Genomic DNA, 20,858 nt, shown 5'->3' on the forward strand with positions numbered 1-20,858 from the left:
TCTATTCTATTATCGGTAGGAATATGGGGAATTTTAAGGAAAAAATAAAAAAAGCTCTTTCGAGCCTTTTTTAAAATGTTAGTGTTCCATTTTCACTTTTGATTATCTGAAGTATCTGTTCTTCTTTACCATCTTGAGCGTTTATATAAATTATAAACTCTCCATCGCCATATTTGCCTTTAAATTCATATGCTAAGATTTCTTCTTTTCCTTTTGGGATGATTGTTAATCGTTCTGAGCTTAGTTTAAATTTGTTTTTTAGTACTTTTCTTGCATCATCTATGCTTATTTTAGGTGCTGGGATTTCTCTTTTATGGTGTGCTAGATAGTATAGCGATGCGTCCATTCCTATTATCTCACCTGTATCTAGCGCTACTTTTATCTTTACTAAGTCTGGATAGATTGTTACATTTCCTTCTTTTGAAGCCATATTAAATAGTGTGTATCCATCGTAATTTAAAGAATAGTTTGGCTCCATGTTTTTAAATCCTTTTTCTTCTAGAAACTTTAGAGCTGCTTTTTGAGCTTCATCATTTGATAGCTTTTTCTTGCCAAGAGGTCTTGGGTTTGTCATCCAAATTACTTTTCCACCTTTTTTAGATACAGCTATATATGAAGCTAAATCTTTTTTCCCATTGTCCATATAGGCATGAAATGTGTTGGTGGGGATTCTTAGTTCATCAGTTCCTTCACCTTGTTCAAAGCTTTCTATATCTTCAACCTTTCCTTTACCAAAAAAGTCTAAAGCTATATTTGCTGCCTTATCTACACTTACATTTTCTCCACTAAGTCCTTTTGGCTTGCCTTTTAACATTTGGTCTGCAAATGGTCCATCATATAGAAGCTCAGGACCTTTTGATACATTTGATTCAAAGTCTATTAAACTAGTATGAAAGGCGTTTTCTTCTAAATTAGCTTTTTCCCCTTTTTTCATTTCATTAATATATGCTACACCATATACATAGTCAGGATTTGCCATGTTTTCGTGGAGAATTGAGAGTTCCCCATTAAAAGCTGAGGCGTCTTTTTGTAGATCTGTAAGTTGCTTTCTCTGCTCAGGAGTTATATCTTCTCCGTTTAAATGTCTTTGAATTAGATAATAGCTATAGTCTGCAGCTTGTGTTAAAAACTTTTCAGTACTTGCTATATCATTATGACTTACGGGCATCTGTCCAAGCTTATCTTGAGCAGAGTTTGCATCGTTCATAATCTGTGAAAAAAGCATTATGTTTTTATCTTTTGTCGTTGCAACTAATGCTTTAGATAGTCCTACTTGAACATTTTCTACATGGGTTTTCACATCATGAAATAACATCTGATAGTGGTTATCTAGTGCTACTTCATAGTTTTGTTTTACATTTAATTGTTCATAACCCCAAGCTATACTTGCTACAAGTAAAAGTATAAGTATACCTGGTGCGATTAGGTTTTTTCTATTCATCTGTATCTCCTCCTATATTCCAAACCAGTGTTTACCTATTTTTAGAGTTACTTTTCTAGACCAAATCCATTTAGAAGTTGCTGTTGCAGGATTCCAATAGTATAAGCATCCATTAGTAGGATCCCATCCATTTAGAGCATCTCTTGCTGCATTTATTGCATCTTTATTTGGCGTTAGATTGATTTGTCCATCGGCTACTGCAGTAAATGCTAGTGGCTGATATACCACTCCTGCTGGAGTGTTTGGAAAGCTTGGGCTCTTAACTCGATTTAGTACTACAGCTGCTACTGCTACTTTTCCTATATATGGTTCTCCTCTAGCTTCACCGTGTATGGTTCTTGCTAATAGATACTCATCTGCGTTTCTATTTACTCCTTGGGTTGATCCGGCTGATGAAGAGCTAGTTGTGTTAATTCCCATAGCTTGAGCTGTAGATGGACCTACTACTCCATCTGCATTTAGTCCGTTTTTTTGTTGAAACCTTCTTACAGCCCTATAGGTTCTAGCCCCATATATTCCGTCTACACTTCCATCATAATATTTCCAACGTAGAAGTTTGTCTTGAACTGTCTTTACATCTTGACCACTTGAACCCCAATAAAGACTTCTTGGTGCAAATATATTAAATCTATTGGCAGTTTCTACTGTTTTCTGTGGATATGAAAAATAAAACATATTTAAAACAACTAGCGTAAGAACTAAAATCTTAAAAACTTTTTTTTTCATGCCTCTTTTCCTCCTCAAATGTTTTTCTTATTTTTTGCAAAATACCTAAAATTATACATAAAACTTAAAAACTTTTAATTATATGTATATTATTTCTATATTTGGCGAAAATATTACTAAGGACGAGCTTTAAATATTAACTAAAAAGGGGTTTTAAAGATGAAATATAAAAAGGGTATACTAATAGTATCTAGCATTTTAATATTTTTTATTTATATAGGAGGGACTTTGCTGCAACAAAGACTTCCTATAGCAAATAGTATTCCCCCTGTTATAAGATTTCATGTAAGGGCTAATAGTGATACAAAGGAAGATCAAGCTTTAAAGCTTGAGGTTAGAGATGCTATCTTAACTGCTATTGGCGAAAAGTTTCAAGATTCTACTTCTATAGATGAAAGCCGTGAGATAATTTTAGAAAACACCAAAACTATTGAAGATGTTTCTAAAGAGGTAATAAAAAGATGGGGAAAAGATTATCCTGTTAATGTAGATTTAAGAGAGGAATCTTTTCCAATTAGAAAATATGGCAATTTAGTGTTTCCTCAAGGTGACTATGAAGCTTTAATAGTGGAAATAGGTGAGGCAAAAGGTGCAAACTGGTGGTGTGTTATGTTTCCTCCAATATGCCTTGTTGATGTAACTCATTCAAATGCTATAGAGATAGAAGAAGACGAAGATAGCCCCTTAAATGAGTTTGTAGTAGATGAAACTAGGCCTTTTAAATTGAAATCTAAAATATTTGATTTTTTTAAACCCTTTTTTACAAAAGATAAGACTAAAGAAGTTTAAACTTCTTTAGTCTTATTTTGTAAGACCTCTTCTTCTAATAGTTATATTTATATCTAAGTCTATATCTATATGAGGAAATATATCATCAAAGTCATCTTCTATTTCCTCCCATATTTTGGGATTAAATTTGTAAAGATGTTCTGCAACACCTATTGTATCTGTATTTAGATCTTTTTGTAGCTTTTCTATTGTCTTTTCAATGCTCTTTTTTAGATCTTTTTCTAAAGTTTTCTCCATATCATTTACCTTTTCTTTGTTATCTAATTGATCACCTCTTCCAAGTATATATTCTTCCATTTGACCTCTTAGTTCTATTGAGTATCTTATCTTTAAATTTTTTTCACTTTTTATAAGTTGTTTTTTAAGCCTAGGCCTTGGAGTTCTTAGCGCAAGATCAGCTCCTTCATATTCTGTATTTATGCTAAGGTCTTTTGTCTTATTTGTCAGTAGTCCTATATTTCTATTGTCTTCTTGATTAAGATAACCTATTAGTTCATAGTCTTTAAAAACAGCATTACTATCTACTATTATATCTTCACCTTCCCTTCTAGCTACTGGTACTAATGTAGCCCCACATGAATACATATCTTTTACAAAACTATTTAAAGTACTATTGATAAATTTAGTTGAACCTTGTTCGTTTCGGAGTAATCCGTAGAGCAAGCCTTCTATTTCTGTTTGCTTTTTTGATTTTGACACTGTTTGCATAAAGTCTTTTGCAGTAGTTTTAACTACTACAAAGTTTATTACTTTATTTACTATATAGTCTCTACTCAAGCCATCTATTATCTCTTTTATAAGATTCTTATCTCGTGCTAAGCTCTCTGGAATGACAACAACCTTTAAGTCCCTTAAAAACATTGGTTTTTGAAGTCTATCACTTACATTTGAAGCTCCTTCAAACATATTGTTGCCCCTTATGCTTGCTAAGTATACTATATCTTCTTGTATGGCTTGCTTTCCTAGAGCGTTTATATTGGGATAGGTAAAGGTGATTTCATATCTTCCTTTTTTAAAGTCTTTTTTATCCACTATGTCAAGACCTACAGAATAGGGAAATATTCTTTCGTTTATTTCTTTCATATCCCAGCATCCAGTTGTAAATGTAAGACTTAAGATTACAGCTATTAGAATTATCTTTTTCATGCCTTTATCCTCCTTTTTATAATACCCACTATAAATATTAAAAAAGGTATAACTACTATAGATAAAAATGAGAGTATATTCAATATCTTTAGCATATCTCTTTGAAGCTCTATATAGTCTTTTGGAACTAGAGCGAGATAATAAATAACTGGTACTAAGCCTAGCAGGAAGTATTTATGACTTTTAGTCCTAAAAGTATTTGATAGTATTTTACCTGCTCCAAAAAATGCAGGTGCAAATGTTGCAAACACGACTAAGATCCATATGGCCATAACCACTCCATCTAGGTTTTGAAGAAAGTAACCAGGTAAATCTACAGTTTTTGCTATCATAACAAGCGAAAAATTTTGTCCTTGGAGCTGTTTTAAGTAAAATTGAGTTAGTGTTGTAAAAAACATTAATAGATATATAAAAGTAATAATCCCTAGAGCTATCATGCTAGATTTTAAAGCCTTTTTCTTATCTTCTACATAGGGAAGTGCAAATAAAAGAACTTCAAATCCAGTAAATGAAAAAAATGTAGATACTATGCCTCTTGGTATATTTTTAAAATTACTTTGAAATGCCGGTAAAACATTGGAAAAGTCTGCTGTTGGAAGTGATATAAAGAAAAATATCCCTGCAAATATGAGTATTATAGGGTATATAAAGTACCCTGCTCTTGCTATTATATCTATCTCCATACTTGATATATACACGCTAGTTAAGACAAATAAAAATATTATAATTTCAACTGGTGTGATATGAAGTAAAAATGCCTTTATAAGTTGGCTTAAAATTGCCACCTCATAGGAACAGTAAACTATTAAATAGGCTAAAAACAACAATTTACATATCGTAAATATAACTTTTCCAAGAGTTTCTTCTCCTATTTGAAAGTAGTCTTTTCCTGGATTTATTTTAAATATATGATTTATCATAAATATTATGGGAAAGATTAAGAGAGCACTTAAGACTATTAAAATCCATCCATCTTTTTCTAAGATATTAGCTAAGTCATTGGGAAGGGATATTATTCCAACCCCTATGACTGCACTAATTATAAGAGCTCTTAATTGTATATGAGAGATTTTAAGATCATTTTTCATGTTTTTTCCCTTCTTTCATTCTTTTCTTATTCTTTGGAAATGTAAATCCAGGTCTTAACCATAATCTTTTAAGGGGAGCTTTTACAAATGTATCTTTTAAATCTCCTTCTTCTATTCCAAGACCTGAATATGGGGAACTAAAAGGTATCCCAAAGCTGTTTAAACTGAGTATATGGGTTCCAGTTAGAATAACACCTAGCATTAGTCCAAAGAGTCCAAGCACACCTGAACATACTATAAGTATAAACTTAAAGAGTCTAAGGGCAGTTGAGAGTTCATAGGATGGCACTGCAAATGTTGCTATTGATGATATAGCTACTATTATTATCATAAGAGGGCTTACAATTCCAGCCTCTACTGCTGCTTGACCTATTATAAGACCACCGACTATACCTATAGTTGTCCCTATAGGTCCTGATAGTCTAGTTCCAGACTCTCTTAAAAGTTCCATTGTAGATTCCATCATAATGGCTTCTACTAGAGCTGGAAAGGGTACGTTTATTCTACTTGCAGCTAAGTAATAGCTGAGTTTAGTTGGAAGTATGCTTGGATGATAAACTGTTATAGCGACATAAAGTGCAGATGGAAAAAGAATTAAGACTACTGATATAAGTCTTAAAATTCTTTTAGCTGATGCCTCTATCCACCTACTATAGTAATCTTCTGATGAGTTAAGTAGTGTTCCAATAGTAGCAGGAAGAACTAGCACAAAAGGTGAACCATCTACTATCAAAGATACTCTTCCCTCGTATAAACTAGCTGATACGCTATCTGGTCTTTCTGTATTTTCTATTTGTGGAAATGGCGATAGATAATTATCTTCTATTAGGTATTCCAAAGTAGAGCTATCTATTATTGCATCTATATCAATAGCATCTAGTCTTTTTCTTACCTCGATTAAAAATTTCGGGTCCACTATATCTTCTATAAAGAGTAGAGCTATATCAGTTTTAGATCTCTTTCCTATCTGGTACATCTCTATATTTAAACCTTTATCTCTTATCCTTCTTCTAACTAGTGCAGTATTAAATCTTAGTGACTCCACAAACCCTTCTCTAGGACCCCTTACTAGACTTTCTGTCTTGGGTTCATCTATTCCTCTTGCTGGGAATTCTTTTGTAGCTATTTTTATGGCCTTTGTAGAATGATTTATGAAAAGAATGGTCTCTCCGGAAAGAATATCTGTTATAATCTCTTCAAAGTCTTCTTTTTCTGAGATATCGGCAGCTGAGAGTCCGTCCTTTTTAATTGCATCTAAAATTGAGGTTTTATAGCCCTCTAAGGTAAAGGATTTTAATTCTTCTTCTTTAAATAGACTCCCTATAGCAAACTGTGATACAAATTCTTTACTGCTTAGTCCATCTATATAAATGGTAGCCATCTTTATTCTAAATACATCACCTATCTCAAACTCTCTGATAACTAAATCACTTGAACCTTTTAATACCTCTTTTATATATTTTAAGTTTTCATCTATATCTTTTGAAACAGTTTTAATCATAGAAATACCCACCTTTCGTATTATATAATTACCAATAGGTGGGTGTTTTATACTCTATATTGTTTTGCAACAGTAAGTTAAAGGATAAGTCTTTAAAAGTTTTTCCTTTGTAAAGAGCATCTTTTGTGCATCTTCAAATATTCCAAATACAGTAGAACCACTTCCGCTCATAAGGCTAGATAAGGCTCCATTTTCTCTCATAGTTTTCTTTATAGTCTCTATAATAGGGTACTCTTTTATAATTGCCTCTTCCATCTTATTTCCAAGACAATTAGATACCTCTTTTATATCTCCTTTTTCTATAGCTTCTATTAAACCCTTTGTATCTAATCTTTCACTATTTAAGTTTAATCTACTATAGGCATATGCTGTAGAGATTTCTATACCTGGATTGCATATTAGTATATTTACATCTTTAAATGGCTTTAGAGATGTAAGTTTCTCTCCTATACCACGGGCTATAGCAGTTCCACCCATTATACAAAAGGGTATATCTGCCCCTACTGATTTTCCTATATCCATAAGCTCTTTTTGGGAAAGGTTTAACTCCCACAGATGGTTTATTGCTTTAATTGTGCTAGCAGCATTGCTGCTTCCTCCAGCTAAACCTGCAGAAACTGGTATAGTTTTTTCTATATTTATATATATACCTTTTTCTATTCCTGTGTATAACTTCATCTTTTCCCAGGCTTTATACGATAAGTTGTGGAAATCTATAGGGACTTGTGGACTGTTAGTTTCTATTGTTATTCCTTTTTCTTGTTGTTTAAATGTAAGTTTATCTTTTAAGCTTATCTCTTGCATAATACTTTCTATTTCGTGATATTCATCATCTCTTTTGTACAAGATATCTAAACTCAAATTTATCTTACCATGTGAATTTAAGATTAACTCTTTCATCTATTTTCTCCTTATTTAAAGTTTCAGGAGTATTATATCATAGTATCTATATATTTTATATGATTAGACTAATAGTTCTAAGTTTTTCTCTATAATTATCTTGTCTCCTACTTTTAACTGGTAGTCACTTACAAATCCATTTGAACTTAAAATTTCTCCAGTTGTAGTATTATATCTCTTAGCTATATCCCATAGTAGATCGCCCCTTTGAACTATATAGATTATAATGCTTGGTTTAGCTTTTTTGTCTATCATCTCTCCAGTTTGTTCTATATCTTTTATAGCAAATATCCTTTTTTCTTTTCTAAGTGCTATTTGAAAAAATATACTTGTATCTATAGCTATATTGTCCCTCTTTATTGTATAGTCTAAAAAATCTAGCTTGCTAGATATATTTAGTATATACTTTTCTTCTTCTCCTTCAAAAGGGGTTTCTACTTTAAATGGAAACTCTCCTTTAAATCTATCTATCTCACCTTCTATTCTATCTATATAGTAGATGTTTAAATCTAGTATTCCTTCTACAATTATTTTTCCATCTTCATATACTTTATCTAAGATAAAGTGTTCACTTTTAATATCTAATACATCTATTGCATTTAGAGGAATTTCCAGACTTATTTTTTCATCATATTCTACTGTGTCTATATCTTCTAATATAGAGATTTCTTCTTTTTCCAAATAAATCTCTTCTTTGATAGAGTAAGCATCTATTAAAAGTTTTTTAGAATTTTGTCTATATACTTTTCCTTCAGCTTGGAGTTTTATACTTACATTTACACGTCTAAGTCGATCTTCTTCATCTTGCAGTATCTCATAGCTTGCTTCTTCTACTCTTAAATCAACCGCTGACTTTGCCCCTTCTGATGCTCCTGGTATTTCTAAAAAGTGATTAAATGGAAGAGTTTCCTTGTGGGAATAGATTTCCCCATCTCCCAAATAGACAATAGTTACTAGAGCTTCACCTGATAGAACTATTCTATCTTCTATAACTGTGCTTTCTATCTCTTGCGGATCTACAAAGAACTTTATAACCTTTTCTATCTCACCTTTAGAAGAATCTATGGTAAAATTTTCTTCTATATCTATAGCAGACTTATCCTTTCCATAACTTTCTCTATAGTTTAAGCTTTCTTTTTGTGTCTCTAGAGTAGTTGAATCTCCTATTTCTTTTATCACCTCTAGGCTTTTAAGATTTTCTACTTGTCCTTCTAGATTTATTAAAGTCTTTACAGCTATCTTGTTTTCTTCTAGTTCATACTCGATATATTCGATTTTTCCTTGAACCTTAGCTTCCATATCTTCTTTTATTCCATGGATATTTATTTCTTCATTGAACTCTTTAGAAGATTCTAAAACATGAAGACCTTCTTCTTTGTCTTTAGAAAGTAGATGATAGCGAACTGACCCACTAACTAATATCTTATCTTTTATTATCATAGTATTTCCTATAATCACTTTTCCTTCAACCCAGATTATCTTTTCAACTTCTTCTACTGGGATGTTTAAGTATATTTCCGTTTCTAATAAGTTCTGAGTCTCTCCACTTCCAACTATTTCCTCAATACTAAAATTTTCTTTTATAATTTCAATGGACAATTGTAATCCCCCCTATAATACTTTTATTCTTATATATGTATATGAGGCTTAGTTTAGAAATATGAATACAAAAAAACACTAGAATATTTTCTAGTGTTAATTATGTTTTCTTTATACGATAGCTTACAATATCACTAAATCGAAGATTTAGGCTATTGCATAGCTCCTGTATAAGTGCAACTAAGCATCAGAAAAGCATCTGATGCAAGTTTTCTTTATGATATTTTTACATTTTCTTCTTGTTCTTCTTCACATATAGTAACTTCTACAGTTGAAGTTAATACATCTGAATACGTGTATGATACTCTTCTAATACTATCATATTCATTTGCTATCTTTACAACAAATAGATTTGGATAAGCTGATTCTAGTATACCTTCTCTTACTACAATTCTTTTACGTCCTTTATTTGCTCTTAAGATAACTGTTTTGCCAATACATCCTTCTAAGTCCTTACGAATTTTAGTTACACTGTCCATATAATAGCGAGACCACCTTCCATTGGATTCTCTCTTTTTACTCTTCAAAGAGGAAGAAGGAGTGCTGCAACACTCATTATTTTATTATATCACAAAAAATCCAATTTGTCAATAAAAGAATTATTATACTATTTATGGATATGAAAGTCAAATACTTTTTTAAATTTTATTGTTTTTTCTAATTTTATTTATAATCCAAGAAACATAGAAGCTATACTAAAGTATATTATAAGTGCAAAAGAGTCAACTAATGTTGTTATAAGTGGACCTGCCATTATAGCTGGGTCTAACTTTAACTTTTTTGCTATTAAAGGAAGTATTCCTCCTGCCATCTTGGACATGATTACGGTTGAAACAAGAGTTATTGATACTGTTATTGCTACATCTAATCCAACTTTATCAAAATAAATATTTTTTAAAAAGTTTACAAAGCCCAGTACTACACCAACTATAATACTTACTCTAAATTCTTTCCAAAGTACTTTCCATTTGTCAGCTAGTGTTACTTCTCCTATAGCTATACCACGGATTATAAGAGTAGAGGACTGACTTCCTGAGTTTCCTCCTGTATCCATTAACATTGGGATAAAAGCTGTAAGAATTACCATAGAACTTAATACATCTTCAAAACGAGTTATGATGCCCCCTGTAAATGCTGCACCTATCATAAGAATCAGTAACCATGGTATCCTATTCTTAGCTAATTTAAATACACTTGTAGATAGATAGGCATCATCTGTTGGTGCCATAGCTGCCATCTTTTGAAAGTCTTCTGTGCCCTCTTGTTCCATAACATCCATTATATCGTCTACTGTTATTATTCCTGTAAGTCTTCTTTCTTTATCTACAACAGGAAGTGCTAAAAATCCATATTTTATAAATATATTTGCAACTGTTTCTTGATCATCATGCGTGTTTACAAATACTATATCTTCTACATCTACCATTAAATCTTTTATTATCTCATCTTCTTCACTTGTAACAAGCACTCTTAATGATACTATTCCTTCTAGAACTCTGTTTTTATTTATTACATAACAAGTATAGACTGTTTCCTTATTTAGTCCTATTTCTTTTATATGGTCTAGGGATTCTTTTACTGTCATATTTTGATTTAGTTCTACATATTCTATTGTCATTAAACTTCCTGCAGAATCTGCAGGATATTTTAAAAATTGATTTATAAGTTTTCTCTCTTCATTAGTAGAGTGTTGTAGAATCTTGTTTACTACATTGGCAGGCATTTCTTCTATCATATCTATCATGTCATCAAAGAATAGCTCATCTAGGATATAGATTAATTCTTTATCTGTGATGGCATTTATGATTTCCCTTTGTTGTATATTTGAAAAGTGGGCAAATACTTCCACCGCTATATCTTTAGGTAACATTCTAAATATAAGTAGTGTAATATTAGGATCAATTGGATCCATTATCTCTGCTATATCTACTGGTTTAATATCTGTTAACTCTCTTTTTAGCTCTACATATCTTTTTTGTTCAATTAATTGTAAAATATCTGATTGATTCATTTTTTTCCTCCTTTTTTTATATATGAAGGAACCTAAGAATCCGTATAATCTTGGAACTTCCATATATTAGATGCTGTTTTAAATTGTAGGGTTTGGGTACAGGTTCCAAAATCATCACTCCTCTTTTTATCATGTTAATTTGTACACATATATTAGTATAGCACAGTTTTTTAATAAAAATCAAAAAAATAGACTTAAAAGTCTATTTTTTTGATTTTTATCTATGACTCTTCACCACGAGCTACAAGTTTAGCTCTATAAACAGGTTTATATCCCTTTTTATTCTTTTCTAGCTAGAACTACAAACTTTGGTCTATATTTGCTATCCAAAAATTCTATCATAAACCTCTGATATAAACTTTCTAGCCCCTCTCCTATTACAAACTTATAGTTATCCACTTCTACTTCAGGCTCTCCTTCTTTAGGTTCTTCCAGAACCAATCCAAGTGTAGTTCCACCTCAACCTCTACCTGAGACATAGATTCTAAGTCTTTTTTTAACAAGTTCTATTGGGTCTTTTTTTTCTAGTATACTATCTAGTTTCTTTCTAGCTTCTTTGCTTACTTCTATAACCACAATATTCACTCCAATTCTTTATGATTTGTAATTATTGTTTTTCAGGAGTAATCATAAACCCTCTTCTAAATGAACTATTGTTATAATCTACAACAAATTTGTCATATATTTCTTCTAGACCGTCACCTACTATAAATGGATATCCCTCTGCATCTATTATTAAATCTTCTTCTTCAGGCTCTTCCAGAGCCATTCCAAATGAAGGTCCACCTCAACCATGACCTGCTACATAAATTTTAAGTCGTTTCTCTGTATCTTTTGATTTTAAAACCTCGTCTAATTCTTTTTTAGCAATATCAGTTACTTCTATAACCATAATAAATCACTCCTATTTTCTAATATTTCTTATATTATATTATACCCGGCTTTTATTTGTGTAAACAATAAAGGAAAAGTGAGTATAAATATAAGGTAGAGGAACTTAGTTACAATAAGATTTGAAAAACGCCTAGAGAAAAATCTCTAAGCGTGTTTTCTATATTGCTCTTCCTGGCATTATTGCATCTATTACTCCTATAATTAAAGCTCCTATAATAGCTCCCACCATATTTATATGGAAACCTGCTACTAAAAACTTTGTTACATAAAGGATAATTGCAGCTACTAAAAAACCTACAATCCCTCTACCAAACGGAGAAGCATCTACTCCTGTAAACTTTTGAATCAGATAGTCAAGCACTCCTATAACTACTGCTGCTAAGAGTAAGCTTCCTAGTCCATCAATTGAAAAGCCTGGAGAAAAGAATGCAGCAATTGCTATTACAAGAGAAGATATAACTACTCTTAATAATAATCTACTTAGGTCAAAACCTTTGTCTACATCTTTTTGTTTATCTCTTTTATCATCCATCAATTGTTCCTCCTATTTATATGCAATTTAAATAAATTTCAATCTTACAATATATTAATTTCCTAATTCAAATTTTTTATGTAAAATTACAATTGTAAATTATTTACAGTAATTTTGTTTTAAATTATTTGCAATTTTTTTATAATATAAGTAGAAAAAGGTATAATTATATGCTACTATATGGGTATGATATAAAAAAAGCTTATGTTAGATAAAAAAATTTAGCTTTTCTTAAAACTCATAAACGGAAAGTTCTAAATTATAAAAGATAAAAGTAGATCTTTCCTATTGTTATAATAAGGAGGTTTTGTATATGGAGATTACTAAAGATATGCTTATAGGTGAACTTATTAGAAAGAAGCCAGAAGCTGTTGAAACTCTAATGGAGTTTGGTATGGGCTGTGTAGGTTGCCCTGCTTCCCAAATGGAAAGCTTAGAAGAAGCTGCTATGGTTCATGGTTTGAATTTAGATGAGTTGATGAAGGCATTAAATAAATAAAGTAATATTAAAAAAGGCTTCCTTAATTAAGGAAGCCTTTTTTAATATTACTTATCTATGCTTAAATCAATTTTGTTTTTGTCAAAACCTACGATTTGTTCTTCTCCTATTACTATTACAGGAACTCCCATATGACCCATTTCCATAAGTTCTTTTCTTGCTGCAGAATCTTTTTGTACGTTTTTCTCTGTGTATTCTAAGCCTTTTTCATCTAAGTATTCTTTTGCAAGTGTACAATAAGGGCAAGTACTACTAGTGTATACAGTTATATTTTCCATTTTTCTCCTCCTATAGATTTCTTTTTAATTTCTTTTTTAAATTTCTTTTTAAATTTGCTATTATTAAATATGATACCCTATTTAAATCCAAATAACCAATTAAGATTTTCCTCAATTAATATACACTTCTAGACTATAAGTGGGCAGTGTGTTCTAGACCTTCAACTAATAGATCTAAAACGTGCTTATCATCCAATGAATATACAATCTGCTTCCCGTGCCTTTTAAACTTTACTAAATTTAAGTTTCTAAGAGTTCTAAGATGATGAGATACTAGAGATTGATCCATATTTAGTAATTGAGCAATGTCACATACGCATAGAGGCGACTTGGATAAAATGTAGATTATTTTTAGCCTAGAACCATCTCCCATAGCCTTAAATATTTTGCTTAAAAGATCTAATCCATTTTCAGACTTTAAAGACTCACTTATGTCATTTAATAAATCTTTTTTGGCAAAATGACCTATACAAACTTCTTTATCTTTTGTTTTTTCCATAAAATGCTCCTTTATTATGATTTAGGTATCATTGGGTTTATAGGATAAAGTATTCTCCCTGTTTCTGGCTCTATATAAAGTAACCAGTACCCCGGCACTTCTCTGCCTTCAAACCATGTATTAAATCCTGTCTTTCCAAGTTTAGGGTGTTCCTCTAAAGAAAACTTTCCTGGAATACCGTAGATGTAAAATTTAACTTTATCATCTTCATTATATAACCCAAAGATATAATGTCCATATTTTCCTAACAACTCTTTAGGATTTACTTCATCTTCAAATCTATAGGATTTATTGTTTCCGCCTACTACATAGCTAAAATATGGTAAGAAACTCTTATCAGTTTCTGGTCCTTCTGCACCTATTTGCCACCAGTTATACCCCTCAAGGTTCATGGTAAATGGTTCACTATATGGAAAAAAATTTAATATATCTAATACATAATCAGTTATGCTATTTGATTGCCTTGTCTTTTTATTATTCAGTACCTCTTTAGATTCATCTAAGATAATATTGTTTTCATATCCAAGTTCTGGTATATTAAATATTTCTTCCATTATCTGTTCATATTTTTGCTCACAAAACATATCTTCTGGAACTATAACATTAGAAGTTTGTTCTAGTTCCACTTCTATGGCACTTTCTAATGTGTTTGCTTTGGGTATTATTTGTTCCATTTCTTCTGATGTAACTTCTATTTCCTCTATATACTCTATAGGTATTTGTTCTATAATAGGCAATTCTTCTTCTAGGTCTTTTTCTAAATCTATAGTTGTCTCTTCTCCTTGAAAATCCTCTTTAGATTCAAATTGTTCTTCCAATAGTATTGGGTCTGGTTCAATTTCTTCTTGAATTTGAGTTTCTTGTTGAATTTGAGTTTCTTCTGATATAAATTCTTCTTTTAGCTCAATTTCTTCTTGAACTTGAGTATTTTCATCAGGTTTGGATTCTTTATCTACAATATTATCTTCATACTGAATTTCCTTAGTTTCAACTTCTTCGATATATCTCTTTAGAATATTAGAGTTCTCATTTAAACTCTCTCCAAGTAATACTCCATTTTCTCTTCTTAAAATTATACCATCGATCTTTTCTAATGAAAAGCCTATTCTTTCTAATTCTTTGTAATTTATATCTAATTCTGCTTTTCCACTCTTATCATCTTTTGTATATATCTTTCCTATGCTTTTAGCTTCCCTACCCTTTATCAACTCTATGCTATAAAAATTTCCTCCTTCAGCACCTTGAATATTTACAGAAAAGTTTAAATGATTGCCCTTTAGTTCTAATTTCCCATGACCCTTTGGCTTTAAAGCTGTCATGTTTCCGTATTCCTTCTTAAATATAATGAATTTTCTAGTATACTCTAATCCTTTTGACATTAAAAAACCTCCCTTTAAACACGTTTATATAATTATATGTCTAAGGGAGGTAAAATCTTACTAATCTTTACAAATTCTTCTAAACTTAATTCTTCTGCTCTAGATTTTGGGTCTATACCTGCGGTTTCTAAGGCTATTTTAAAATCATCTTTTTCTAGATTAAATCCATAACTAGATAGTGCATTTAAGATAGTTTTCCTTCTCTTTGAAAAAGAGGCTTTAACTACTTTAAAAAACTGTTCCTTATCTACTTCTGGGAGATCTTTCTTCATATTTAATTTTATAACTGCCGAATCTATCTTTGGGCTTGGCATAAATACACTCTTTGGTACTGTAAGAAGAATCTCAGGGTTTGAATAAAAGTTTACAAATACAGAAAGCGAACCGTATACTTTACTTCCCTCGAGAGATACCATTCTTTGAGCTACTTCCTTTTGAACCATGATAGTAAGTGACTCTACGTTTAAATCCTCTTCTAAAAATCTAGCTATTATAGGAGTAGTTACATAGTATGGAAGATTGGCTACTACTTTTACAGGTCCACCTTCCATTTTTTCTTCTATCAAAGACTTTATATCTATATCCAATATATCACCATGAACTATTTCTATATTTTTGTAAGGTTTAAGCGTTATATCGAGTATTGGAAGAAGGCTTTTATCTATTTCTACTGCTACGACTCCTTTTGCATTTAAAGCTAGTTCTTCTGTAAGTGTTCCTACTCCAGGGCCTACTTCTAGCACATAGTCATCTTTTGTAATCCCTGCATCTCTTACAATCTTTTTTACAATATTTCCATCTATTAAAAAATTTTGTCCAAGACTTTTAGAGAATTTAAATCCATGTGATTCTATTATGCTCTTTAAATATTTAGCTGAGTAAAGTCTATTTTCCATTTTCCTTTATCTTTTCAACTCCTTCTATAAGTTCTTCTTTTGATATTCCAAAATTATTTAATCTACTTAAAAACTGTTTTGCATTTCCATACCCTATTCCAAGTTCATGACCTAATTTATCACGAAAATCTCTAGAGTCTTTACCCCCTGCTAGTCCTAATAAAACCATATCTTGTTTTGTATATATTTGCTTTTGTTCTACCTTTATAGGTTTAGCTCTTTTTATAGCTAGAATAATATCTTCAGGTTTTGCATTTTCTATACCTATATCGTTCTTTTTAGTGGTCTTATCTTGTGGTAAAAAGGCGTGCTTGCATCCATCTACTTGAGCTGCAATATCACGTCTTATCTTCTCTCCCATATAGTCGGGGTCAGTGAATATAATTATACCACGTCTTTTTGATAGTTTTTTTAAAGTCTTTATAAGTTCATTTCCATATCCAAATCCATTTGTAGTTATAATTTCGGCATCTATAGCAGCCTTTACAGCTGCTACATCATCTTTGCCTTCAACTACTATAACTTCTTTTATCATAATGTTTCCTCTTTCCAAACTAAAGTTTTACTTTATATTAAATATTTCTTTTGTATTTTTATTTGTTTGAAGGGCTAAGTCTTCTATTGTCATCCCTTTAAGTTCTGCTATTAAATTGGCAGTTTGTTTTACAAACATTGGCTCATTTCTCTTACCTCTATAGGGATGAGGTGCAAGGTATGGAGCATCTGTTTCTACTAGAAGTTTTTCTATAGGAATTATCTTAGCTACTTCTTTTAGCTCATCAGTCTTTTTAAATGTAACAGGACCACCAAGGGCAATAAAAAATCCTAAGTTTAAATACTCTTTTAGTTGTGCTCTATCACTTGAGAAACAATGTATTACTCCTCTAAGTCCTTCTCTTTCCTCTTTTAATATCTCTATTGTATCTTCATCTGCTTCCCTAGTATGGACTACTATTGGCATATCTAAACGTTTAGCTAATAGGATTTGTTTTTTAAACCATTTTTTTTGAATGTCTCTTGGAGAATTGTCATAGTGGTAGTCAAGCCCAATTTCTCCTATGGCTACCACTTTTTTATTTTTAGCTAAGTTTTCTATTTCTTTTAAAGAACTTTCGGTAATTTCTTTAGCTGAGTGAGGATGGACTCCCACAACTGCATATATATTGTCATAAGTATCTGCTAAATTTACACTAGCTCTACTTGACTCCATATCTGCGCCTATATTTACAACTAGTTCTATGCCATTTTTCTCTAAGTTTTCTATCAAATACTTTCTATCTGCTTCAAACTTTTCATCGTCTAGATGGGCATGGCTATCTATCAACATAATTTATCAACTTCCTTTAATTTTTCCGGGCTATGAAATATTTGCTCCTTGATTTAATTCTTCTAAAGTAGTTAAAAGAGATAGTTTTCCTGTTTCATCCTCTGCAGCTAGAATCATCCCTTTTGACTCTATACCCCTTAGTTTTACAGGTTTTAAGTTTACAACAACTACTACTTTTTTACCTATAAGGTCTTCTGGAGTATAAAATTCTTTTATTCCAGATACTACTTGTCGTGTTTCATCTCCAAGGTCTAATGTTAATACAAGAAGTTTATCAGCTTTTGGATGGTTTTCACAGTTTACTATTTTAGCTGTTCTAAGTTTTACACGGTCAAAATCATCTATAGTTATTAGTTCCTCTTTTTCTTCTACCATCTTAACTTTTTCCCCTTTTTCTAGTCTTCTTTTTTCTATAAGTTTATCATTTGCATCTACTAATTTTTCTAATTCCTTTTTTATATCAAGTCTTGGGAATATTATATCTCCCCTTGAAACTTTTGTGCCCGCATTTAATATACCCCATTTTTTAGTGTCAATCCATATAGCTTGATCTTCTATTCCAAGTTGTTCTCTGATTGTAGAAGATGTCTTTTCCATAAATGGTTTTATTAAAATAGATATAATTCTAAGACTTTCACTTAAATTGTATAGTACAGTATCAAGCCTTGGCTTATCTGCTTCTTCTTTAGCCAATACCCAAGGCATAGTTTCATCTACATATTTATTGGTTCTTCTTACTAGCTTCCAAATCTCTTCTAAGGCACGTGAGAAGTCTAGATGCTCCATATAATCCTCCACTACTTTTGAAGTCTCCCTAGCAAGGTTTATAAGACTCTCATCTATTTCCTCTACTACTTCTACTTTAGGTATTATGCCATCATTATATTTTTCTACCATAGTTACAGTTCTACTAACTAAGTTTCCTAAATCATTTGCAAGGTCTGAGTTAATTCTTTTTAAAAACTTTTCTCTTGTAAATGAACCATCAGTTCCAAATGAAAACTCTCGAAGTAAGAAGTATTTAAAACTGTCTATTCCGTATAGATCTATTATTGGCTCAGGGTAGATTATATTGCCCTTTGATTTACTCATCTTATCATCGTCAAATAAGATCCATCCATGACCAAATACTTTTTTAGGAAGTTCTAAGTCTAGTGCCATAAGAATTGCTGGCCATATAATTGTATGAAATCTTATAATCTCTTTACCAACTAAATGAACATCTGCAGGCCAATACTTTTTATAATCACTATCATCTGCGCTACCATATCCAAGTGCTGTAATATAGCAAGATAGGGCATCTATCCAAACATAAACTACATGTTCAGGATCAAATGGTACTTTTACACCCCAGTTAAAACTAGTTCTAGATACACAAAGGTCCTCTAGCCCATCTTTTAAGAAGTTGTTTACCATTTCATTTTTTCTAGAAACTGGCTCTACAAATTCCGGATTATCTTTATATAGTTTTAATAGCTTATCTGTATATTTTGAAAGCTTAAAAAAGTAAGCTTCTTCTTCTGCAAGGTGAGTTGGTCTACCACAATCTGGACAGTTTCCATCTACTAATTGTGCTTCTGCCCAAAATGACTCACAAGGTGTACAGTAGTGTCCTGAATAATTTGATTTGTAGATTTCACCTTTTTCAAAGAGCTTTGTAAATATCTTTTGAATTACTTTTTCATGTGCATCATCTGTAGTTCTTATAAATTTATCGTAGTTGATATCTAGCATTTCCCAAAGCTTTTTTATATCTTCTACTATATCATCTACATATTTTTGTGGAGTAACTCCTGCTTTTTGTGCCGCATCTTGAATCTTTTGTCCATGTTCGTCAGTTCCTGTTACGAAAAATGAGTCATAGCCTTGTAGAGTTTTATATCTTTTTAATGTATCTGCTGCCACTGTTGTATAAGTGTGTCCTATGTGTAGATTGTCACTTGGATAATAAATAGGGGTTGTTATATAATACTTTTTCATTTTTCTGCCTCCATTTTTCTATATAAAAAGGCCCTCATCTCCAATAGAGACGAAGGCCTTAAGTTCGTGGTACCACTCTAATTCATCTATTTTTCACAAAATAGATCTCAAAAGGTTATTAACCTATAGTTTTAACGGTTCTCTCCGCCATAGCCTATTTGACTATAGAATTTAGGGACCATCTTCAAATATAATCTATTTACTGAATTTCACCTAAGTTTCAGCTCTCTTTAAAATAAATCATAATCTACTCTTCCCATCTCTATCTTTTATATTTAAGTTTTCTATTTTAGGGTTGTCTATTTATCTAAATATTATACATGTATATAGCTGTTTTGTCAATTATTAGAAACTCTTAAACTACATTACGCAAAACTTATTATAAAAATATAGAAAGCAATCTTTAAAAATAAACCCATTAGAAATTTCTAATGGGTTTATTTTACACTTTTTAATTTTGCAATATATGCATAGTTACTAGCTGTAACTATCTCAACTGTCGATAAGTCTTTTCTTAAGTCGTCTATAGATTGCTTTAGTTCTAAATGCCTGCTTGCATTTAAAGGTTCCAGCTCTTGCAAGATATTTTTAATTTCTTCCTGTCCTGCTTCTAACTTTTCTAGACGTCCTTCAACTCTGTCAAATCTTTGATTGGTTTCATTCCTAAAATCTTGTATTTCATCTTTAACACTTTTCATTTCATCTTTGACACTCTTCATTTCATCCTTAAAACTTTTCATTTCATTCCTTATTTCATTCATCCCAGCTTGTATACCTTCTAAAAACTCTCTTGTTTCTCTATCCATTTTATCTCTCCTATCATTATATTATTTATGCCGATATTTTAAGTTAATTAATATTACCATAAGTATAAATGGTTTACAAGATATAAAGATAATTAATGTATGAAACTTTTTCTTGACAACTGTATATACTAACTATATACTGTATATATACTATGTGAACAGTATAAGTTAATCTTTGCGAGGTGAATTATGAAAATTATAATTTCAAACTCTTCAACAGATCCAATATATGAGCAGATATCTAGTCAAATAAAGTCTATGATTATAAAAGGAGAACTACATGTAGGAGATAGTCTTCCTTCTATAAGAGGCTTAGCTCGAGACCTTCAGGTTTCAGTTATAACTACTAAAAGGGCTTATGAAGAACTCGAGAAAGAAGGTTTTATTGAGACAATGCAAGGCAAAGGTTCTTTTGTTGCTATGCAGAACAAGGGTCTTTTAAAAGAGAAAAAACTAAAGATTATAGAAGATAAGCTGCTTGAGGTTGTTAAAGAATCAAGACTGCTTGGTATTGACTATAATGAAATAGAAGAAATGTTGAAAATTTTATTTGAGGAGGTTTAATTC

The 20,858-nt window shown here is 31.3% G+C and carries 23 protein-coding genes and 1 other annotated feature; of the genes, 3 read left to right on the forward strand and 20 right to left on the reverse strand.

All coding sequences use genetic code 11. The features are described from left to right. Window positions 1-70 precede the first annotated feature (70 nt). Both ypeB and sleB read right to left on the reverse strand, forming a co-directional pair. Window positions 71-1,441 carry a germination protein YpeB gene (gene ypeB / locus TICRE_RS08205; protein WP_075726988.1) on the reverse strand — a complete coding sequence of 457 codons (1,371 nt, stop codon included), beginning with the start codon at window positions 1,439-1,441 and terminating at the stop codon, window positions 71-73. 12 nt (window positions 1,442-1,453) lie between these two features. Further along, on the reverse strand, window positions 1,454-2,167 hold the full coding sequence (sleB, locus tag TICRE_RS08210; protein WP_075726991.1) for a spore cortex-lytic enzyme: 714 nt from the start codon (window positions 2,165-2,167) through the stop codon (window positions 1,454-1,456). A gap of 159 nt (window positions 2,168-2,326) precedes the next feature. Between sleB and spoIIR the strand changes: the two genes are divergently transcribed. Continuing rightward, complete coding sequence (spoIIR, locus tag TICRE_RS08215) at window positions 2,327-2,956, forward strand: stage II sporulation protein R (RefSeq protein WP_075726993.1); 630 nt, start codon at window positions 2,327-2,329, stop codon at window positions 2,954-2,956. A gap of 12 nt (window positions 2,957-2,968) precedes the next feature. On the opposite strand, the gene TICRE_RS08220 is transcribed toward spoIIR, so the two are convergent. The 10 genes from TICRE_RS08220 to TICRE_RS08255 form a co-directional block, all read right to left on the reverse strand. After that, entirely contained in the window at window positions 2,969-4,102 is a 1,134-nt protein-coding gene (locus TICRE_RS08220) for a Ger(x)C family spore germination protein (protein WP_075726995.1), read from the reverse strand. Next, the gene (locus tag TICRE_RS08225; RefSeq protein WP_075726997.1) at window positions 4,099-5,190 is read right to left on the reverse strand and encodes a GerAB/ArcD/ProY family transporter; all 1,092 of its coding nucleotides are present in this window, start codon (window positions 5,188-5,190) and stop codon (window positions 4,099-4,101) included. Before TICRE_RS08225 ends, TICRE_RS08220 begins: the two co-directional genes overlap by 4 nt. Then, entirely contained in the window at window positions 5,180-6,691 is a 1,512-nt protein-coding gene (locus TICRE_RS08230; protein ID WP_084191901.1) for a spore germination protein, read from the reverse strand. Before TICRE_RS08230 ends, TICRE_RS08225 begins: the two co-directional genes overlap by 11 nt. A gap of 54 nt (window positions 6,692-6,745) precedes the next feature. Further along, the gene (gene ispE, locus TICRE_RS08235; protein ID WP_075727000.1) at window positions 6,746-7,591 is read right to left on the reverse strand and encodes a 4-(cytidine 5'-diphospho)-2-C-methyl-D-erythritol kinase; all 846 of its coding nucleotides are present in this window, start codon (window positions 7,589-7,591) and stop codon (window positions 6,746-6,748) included. A 63-nt stretch (window positions 7,592-7,654) separates the two neighbouring features. After that, entirely contained in the window at window positions 7,655-9,190 is a 1,536-nt protein-coding gene (locus TICRE_RS08240) for a DUF3794 and LysM peptidoglycan-binding domain-containing protein (protein ID WP_075727001.1), read from the reverse strand. Window positions 9,191-9,405: 215 nt separating this feature from the next. Then, window positions 9,406-9,669, reverse strand: coding sequence for a Veg family protein (locus TICRE_RS08245; RefSeq protein WP_075727003.1), 264 nt, complete (start codon window positions 9,667-9,669; stop codon window positions 9,406-9,408). Window positions 9,670-9,857: 188 nt separating this feature from the next. Continuing rightward, window positions 9,858-11,201, reverse strand: coding sequence for a magnesium transporter (gene mgtE, locus TICRE_RS08250; protein ID WP_075727005.1), 1,344 nt, complete (start codon window positions 11,199-11,201; stop codon window positions 9,858-9,860). 279 nt (window positions 11,202-11,480) lie between these two features. Next, entirely contained in the window at window positions 11,481-11,642 is a 162-nt protein-coding gene (locus TICRE_RS13260; RefSeq protein ID WP_158016489.1) for a hypothetical protein, read from the reverse strand. A 166-nt stretch (window positions 11,643-11,808) separates the two neighbouring features. Continuing rightward, window positions 11,809-12,093 carry an iron-sulfur cluster biosynthesis family protein gene (locus TICRE_RS13860; RefSeq protein WP_408645651.1) on the reverse strand — a complete coding sequence of 95 codons (285 nt, stop codon included), beginning with the start codon at window positions 12,091-12,093 and terminating at the stop codon, window positions 11,809-11,811. A gap of 159 nt (window positions 12,094-12,252) precedes the next feature. Continuing rightward, window positions 12,253-12,627 carry a phage holin family protein gene (locus TICRE_RS08255; protein ID WP_075727007.1) on the reverse strand — a complete coding sequence of 125 codons (375 nt, stop codon included), beginning with the start codon at window positions 12,625-12,627 and terminating at the stop codon, window positions 12,253-12,255. A 313-nt stretch (window positions 12,628-12,940) separates the two neighbouring features. On the opposite strand from TICRE_RS08255, the gene TICRE_RS08260 reads away from it, so the two are divergent. Further along, complete coding sequence (locus TICRE_RS08260) at window positions 12,941-13,126, forward strand: DUF1858 domain-containing protein (RefSeq protein ID WP_075727009.1); 186 nt, start codon at window positions 12,941-12,943, stop codon at window positions 13,124-13,126. A gap of 47 nt (window positions 13,127-13,173) precedes the next feature. On the opposite strand, the gene TICRE_RS08265 is transcribed toward TICRE_RS08260, so the two are convergent. From TICRE_RS08265 to TICRE_RS08300, 8 genes are all read right to left on the reverse strand, one after another. Next, window positions 13,174-13,404: a glutaredoxin family protein gene (locus tag TICRE_RS08265; RefSeq protein ID WP_075727011.1), complete on the reverse strand. Its 231-nt coding sequence runs from the start codon at window positions 13,402-13,404 to the stop codon at window positions 13,174-13,176. A gap of 133 nt (window positions 13,405-13,537) precedes the next feature. Next, window positions 13,538-13,903 carry an ArsR/SmtB family transcription factor gene (locus TICRE_RS08270; protein WP_075727013.1) on the reverse strand — a complete coding sequence of 122 codons (366 nt, stop codon included), beginning with the start codon at window positions 13,901-13,903 and terminating at the stop codon, window positions 13,538-13,540. 14 nt (window positions 13,904-13,917) lie between these two features. Then, complete coding sequence (locus TICRE_RS08275; protein ID WP_075727015.1) at window positions 13,918-15,282, reverse strand: hypothetical protein; 1,365 nt, start codon at window positions 15,280-15,282, stop codon at window positions 13,918-13,920. A gap of 32 nt (window positions 15,283-15,314) precedes the next feature. Continuing rightward, window positions 15,315-16,178, reverse strand: a complete 864-nt coding sequence (rsmA, locus tag TICRE_RS08280) for a 16S rRNA (adenine(1518)-N(6)/adenine(1519)-N(6))-dimethyltransferase RsmA (RefSeq protein ID WP_075727017.1) — start codon at window positions 16,176-16,178, stop codon at window positions 15,315-15,317. Continuing rightward, a complete protein-coding gene (rnmV, locus tag TICRE_RS08285) occupies window positions 16,168-16,713 on the reverse strand; it encodes a ribonuclease M5 (RefSeq protein ID WP_075727019.1) in 546 nt (181 codons plus the stop codon). The genes rsmA and rnmV overlap by 11 nt, the downstream gene beginning before the upstream one ends. A 27-nt stretch (window positions 16,714-16,740) precedes the next feature. Continuing rightward, window positions 16,741-17,505, reverse strand: coding sequence for a TatD family hydrolase (locus TICRE_RS08290; RefSeq protein ID WP_269843985.1), 765 nt, complete (start codon window positions 17,503-17,505; stop codon window positions 16,741-16,743). A 30-nt stretch (window positions 17,506-17,535) separates the two neighbouring features. Then, on the reverse strand, window positions 17,536-19,485 hold the full coding sequence (gene metG / locus TICRE_RS08295; protein ID WP_075727021.1) for a methionine--tRNA ligase: 1,950 nt from the start codon (window positions 19,483-19,485) through the stop codon (window positions 17,536-17,538). 42 nt (window positions 19,486-19,527) lie between these two features. Then, window positions 19,528-19,757 (reverse strand) — a binding site (T-box leader). 165 nt (window positions 19,758-19,922) lie between these two features. After that, a complete protein-coding gene (locus TICRE_RS08300; RefSeq protein ID WP_075727023.1) occupies window positions 19,923-20,291 on the reverse strand; it encodes a hypothetical protein in 369 nt (122 codons plus the stop codon). Window positions 20,292-20,480: 189 nt separating this feature from the next. Between TICRE_RS08300 and TICRE_RS08305 the strand changes: the two genes are divergently transcribed. Continuing rightward, on the forward strand, window positions 20,481-20,855 hold the full coding sequence (locus tag TICRE_RS08305) for a GntR family transcriptional regulator (protein ID WP_075727025.1): 375 nt from the start codon (window positions 20,481-20,483) through the stop codon (window positions 20,853-20,855). Window positions 20,856-20,858: the final 3 nt, after the last annotated feature.

The sequence above is a fragment of the Tissierella creatinophila DSM 6911 genome, from assembly GCF_001940565.1.
GTDB lineage: Bacteria > Bacillota > Clostridia > Tissierellales > Tissierellaceae > Tissierella_A > Tissierella_A creatinophila.

Bases quoted from the DNA above. Each gene is read 5' to 3' on its own strand.
- TICRE_RS08300 (WP_075727023.1), bottom strand. From the start codon at position 20,291: ATGGATAGAGAAACAAGAGAGTTTTTAGAAGGTATACAAGCTGGGATG.
- ypeB (WP_075726988.1), bottom strand. From the start codon at position 1,441: ATGAATAGAAAAAACCTAATCGCACCAGGTATACTTATACTTTTACTT.
- spoIIR (WP_075726993.1), top strand. From the start codon at position 2,327: ATGAAATATAAAAAGGGTATACTAATAGTATCTAGCATTTTAATATTT.
- TICRE_RS08265 (WP_075727011.1), bottom strand. From the start codon at position 13,404: ATGGAAAATATAACTGTATACACTAGTAGTACTTGCCCTTATTGTACA.
- ispE (WP_075727000.1), bottom strand. From the start codon at position 7,591: ATGAAAGAGTTAATCTTAAATTCACATGGTAAGATAAATTTGAGTTTA.
- TICRE_RS08290 (WP_269843985.1), bottom strand. From the start codon at position 17,505: ATGTTGATAGATAGCCATGCCCATCTAGACGATGAAAAGTTTGAAGCA.
- TICRE_RS08275 (WP_075727015.1), bottom strand. From the start codon at position 15,282: ATGTCAAAAGGATTAGAGTATACTAGAAAATTCATTATATTTAAGAAG.
- TICRE_RS08245 (WP_075727003.1), bottom strand. From the start codon at position 9,669: ATGGACAGTGTAACTAAAATTCGTAAGGACTTAGAAGGATGTATTGGC.
- TICRE_RS08260 (WP_075727009.1), top strand. From the start codon at position 12,941: ATGGAGATTACTAAAGATATGCTTATAGGTGAACTTATTAGAAAGAAG.
- mgtE (WP_075727005.1), bottom strand. From the start codon at position 11,201: ATGAATCAATCAGATATTTTACAATTAATTGAACAAAAAAGATATGTA.
- TICRE_RS08270 (WP_075727013.1), bottom strand. From the start codon at position 13,903: ATGGAAAAAACAAAAGATAAAGAAGTTTGTATAGGTCATTTTGCCAAA.
- TICRE_RS08225 (WP_075726997.1), bottom strand. From the start codon at position 5,190: ATGAAAAATGATCTTAAAATCTCTCATATACAATTAAGAGCTCTTATA.
- TICRE_RS08305 (WP_075727025.1), top strand. From the start codon at position 20,481: ATGAAAATTATAATTTCAAACTCTTCAACAGATCCAATATATGAGCAG.
- TICRE_RS08230 (WP_084191901.1), bottom strand. From the start codon at position 6,691: ATGATTAAAACTGTTTCAAAAGATATAGATGAAAACTTAAAATATATA.
- TICRE_RS08255 (WP_075727007.1), bottom strand. From the start codon at position 12,627: ATGGATGATAAAAGAGATAAACAAAAAGATGTAGACAAAGGTTTTGAC.
- sleB (WP_075726991.1), bottom strand. From the start codon at position 2,167: ATGAAAAAAAAAGTTTTTAAGATTTTAGTTCTTACGCTAGTTGTTTTA.
- TICRE_RS08220 (WP_075726995.1), bottom strand. From the start codon at position 4,102: ATGAAAAAGATAATTCTAATAGCTGTAATCTTAAGTCTTACATTTACA.
- rnmV (WP_075727019.1), bottom strand. From the start codon at position 16,713: ATGATAAAAGAAGTTATAGTAGTTGAAGGCAAAGATGATGTAGCAGCT.
- rsmA (WP_075727017.1), bottom strand. From the start codon at position 16,178: ATGGAAAATAGACTTTACTCAGCTAAATATTTAAAGAGCATAATAGAA.
- metG (WP_075727021.1), bottom strand. From the start codon at position 19,485: ATGAAAAAGTATTATATAACAACCCCTATTTATTATCCAAGTGACAAT.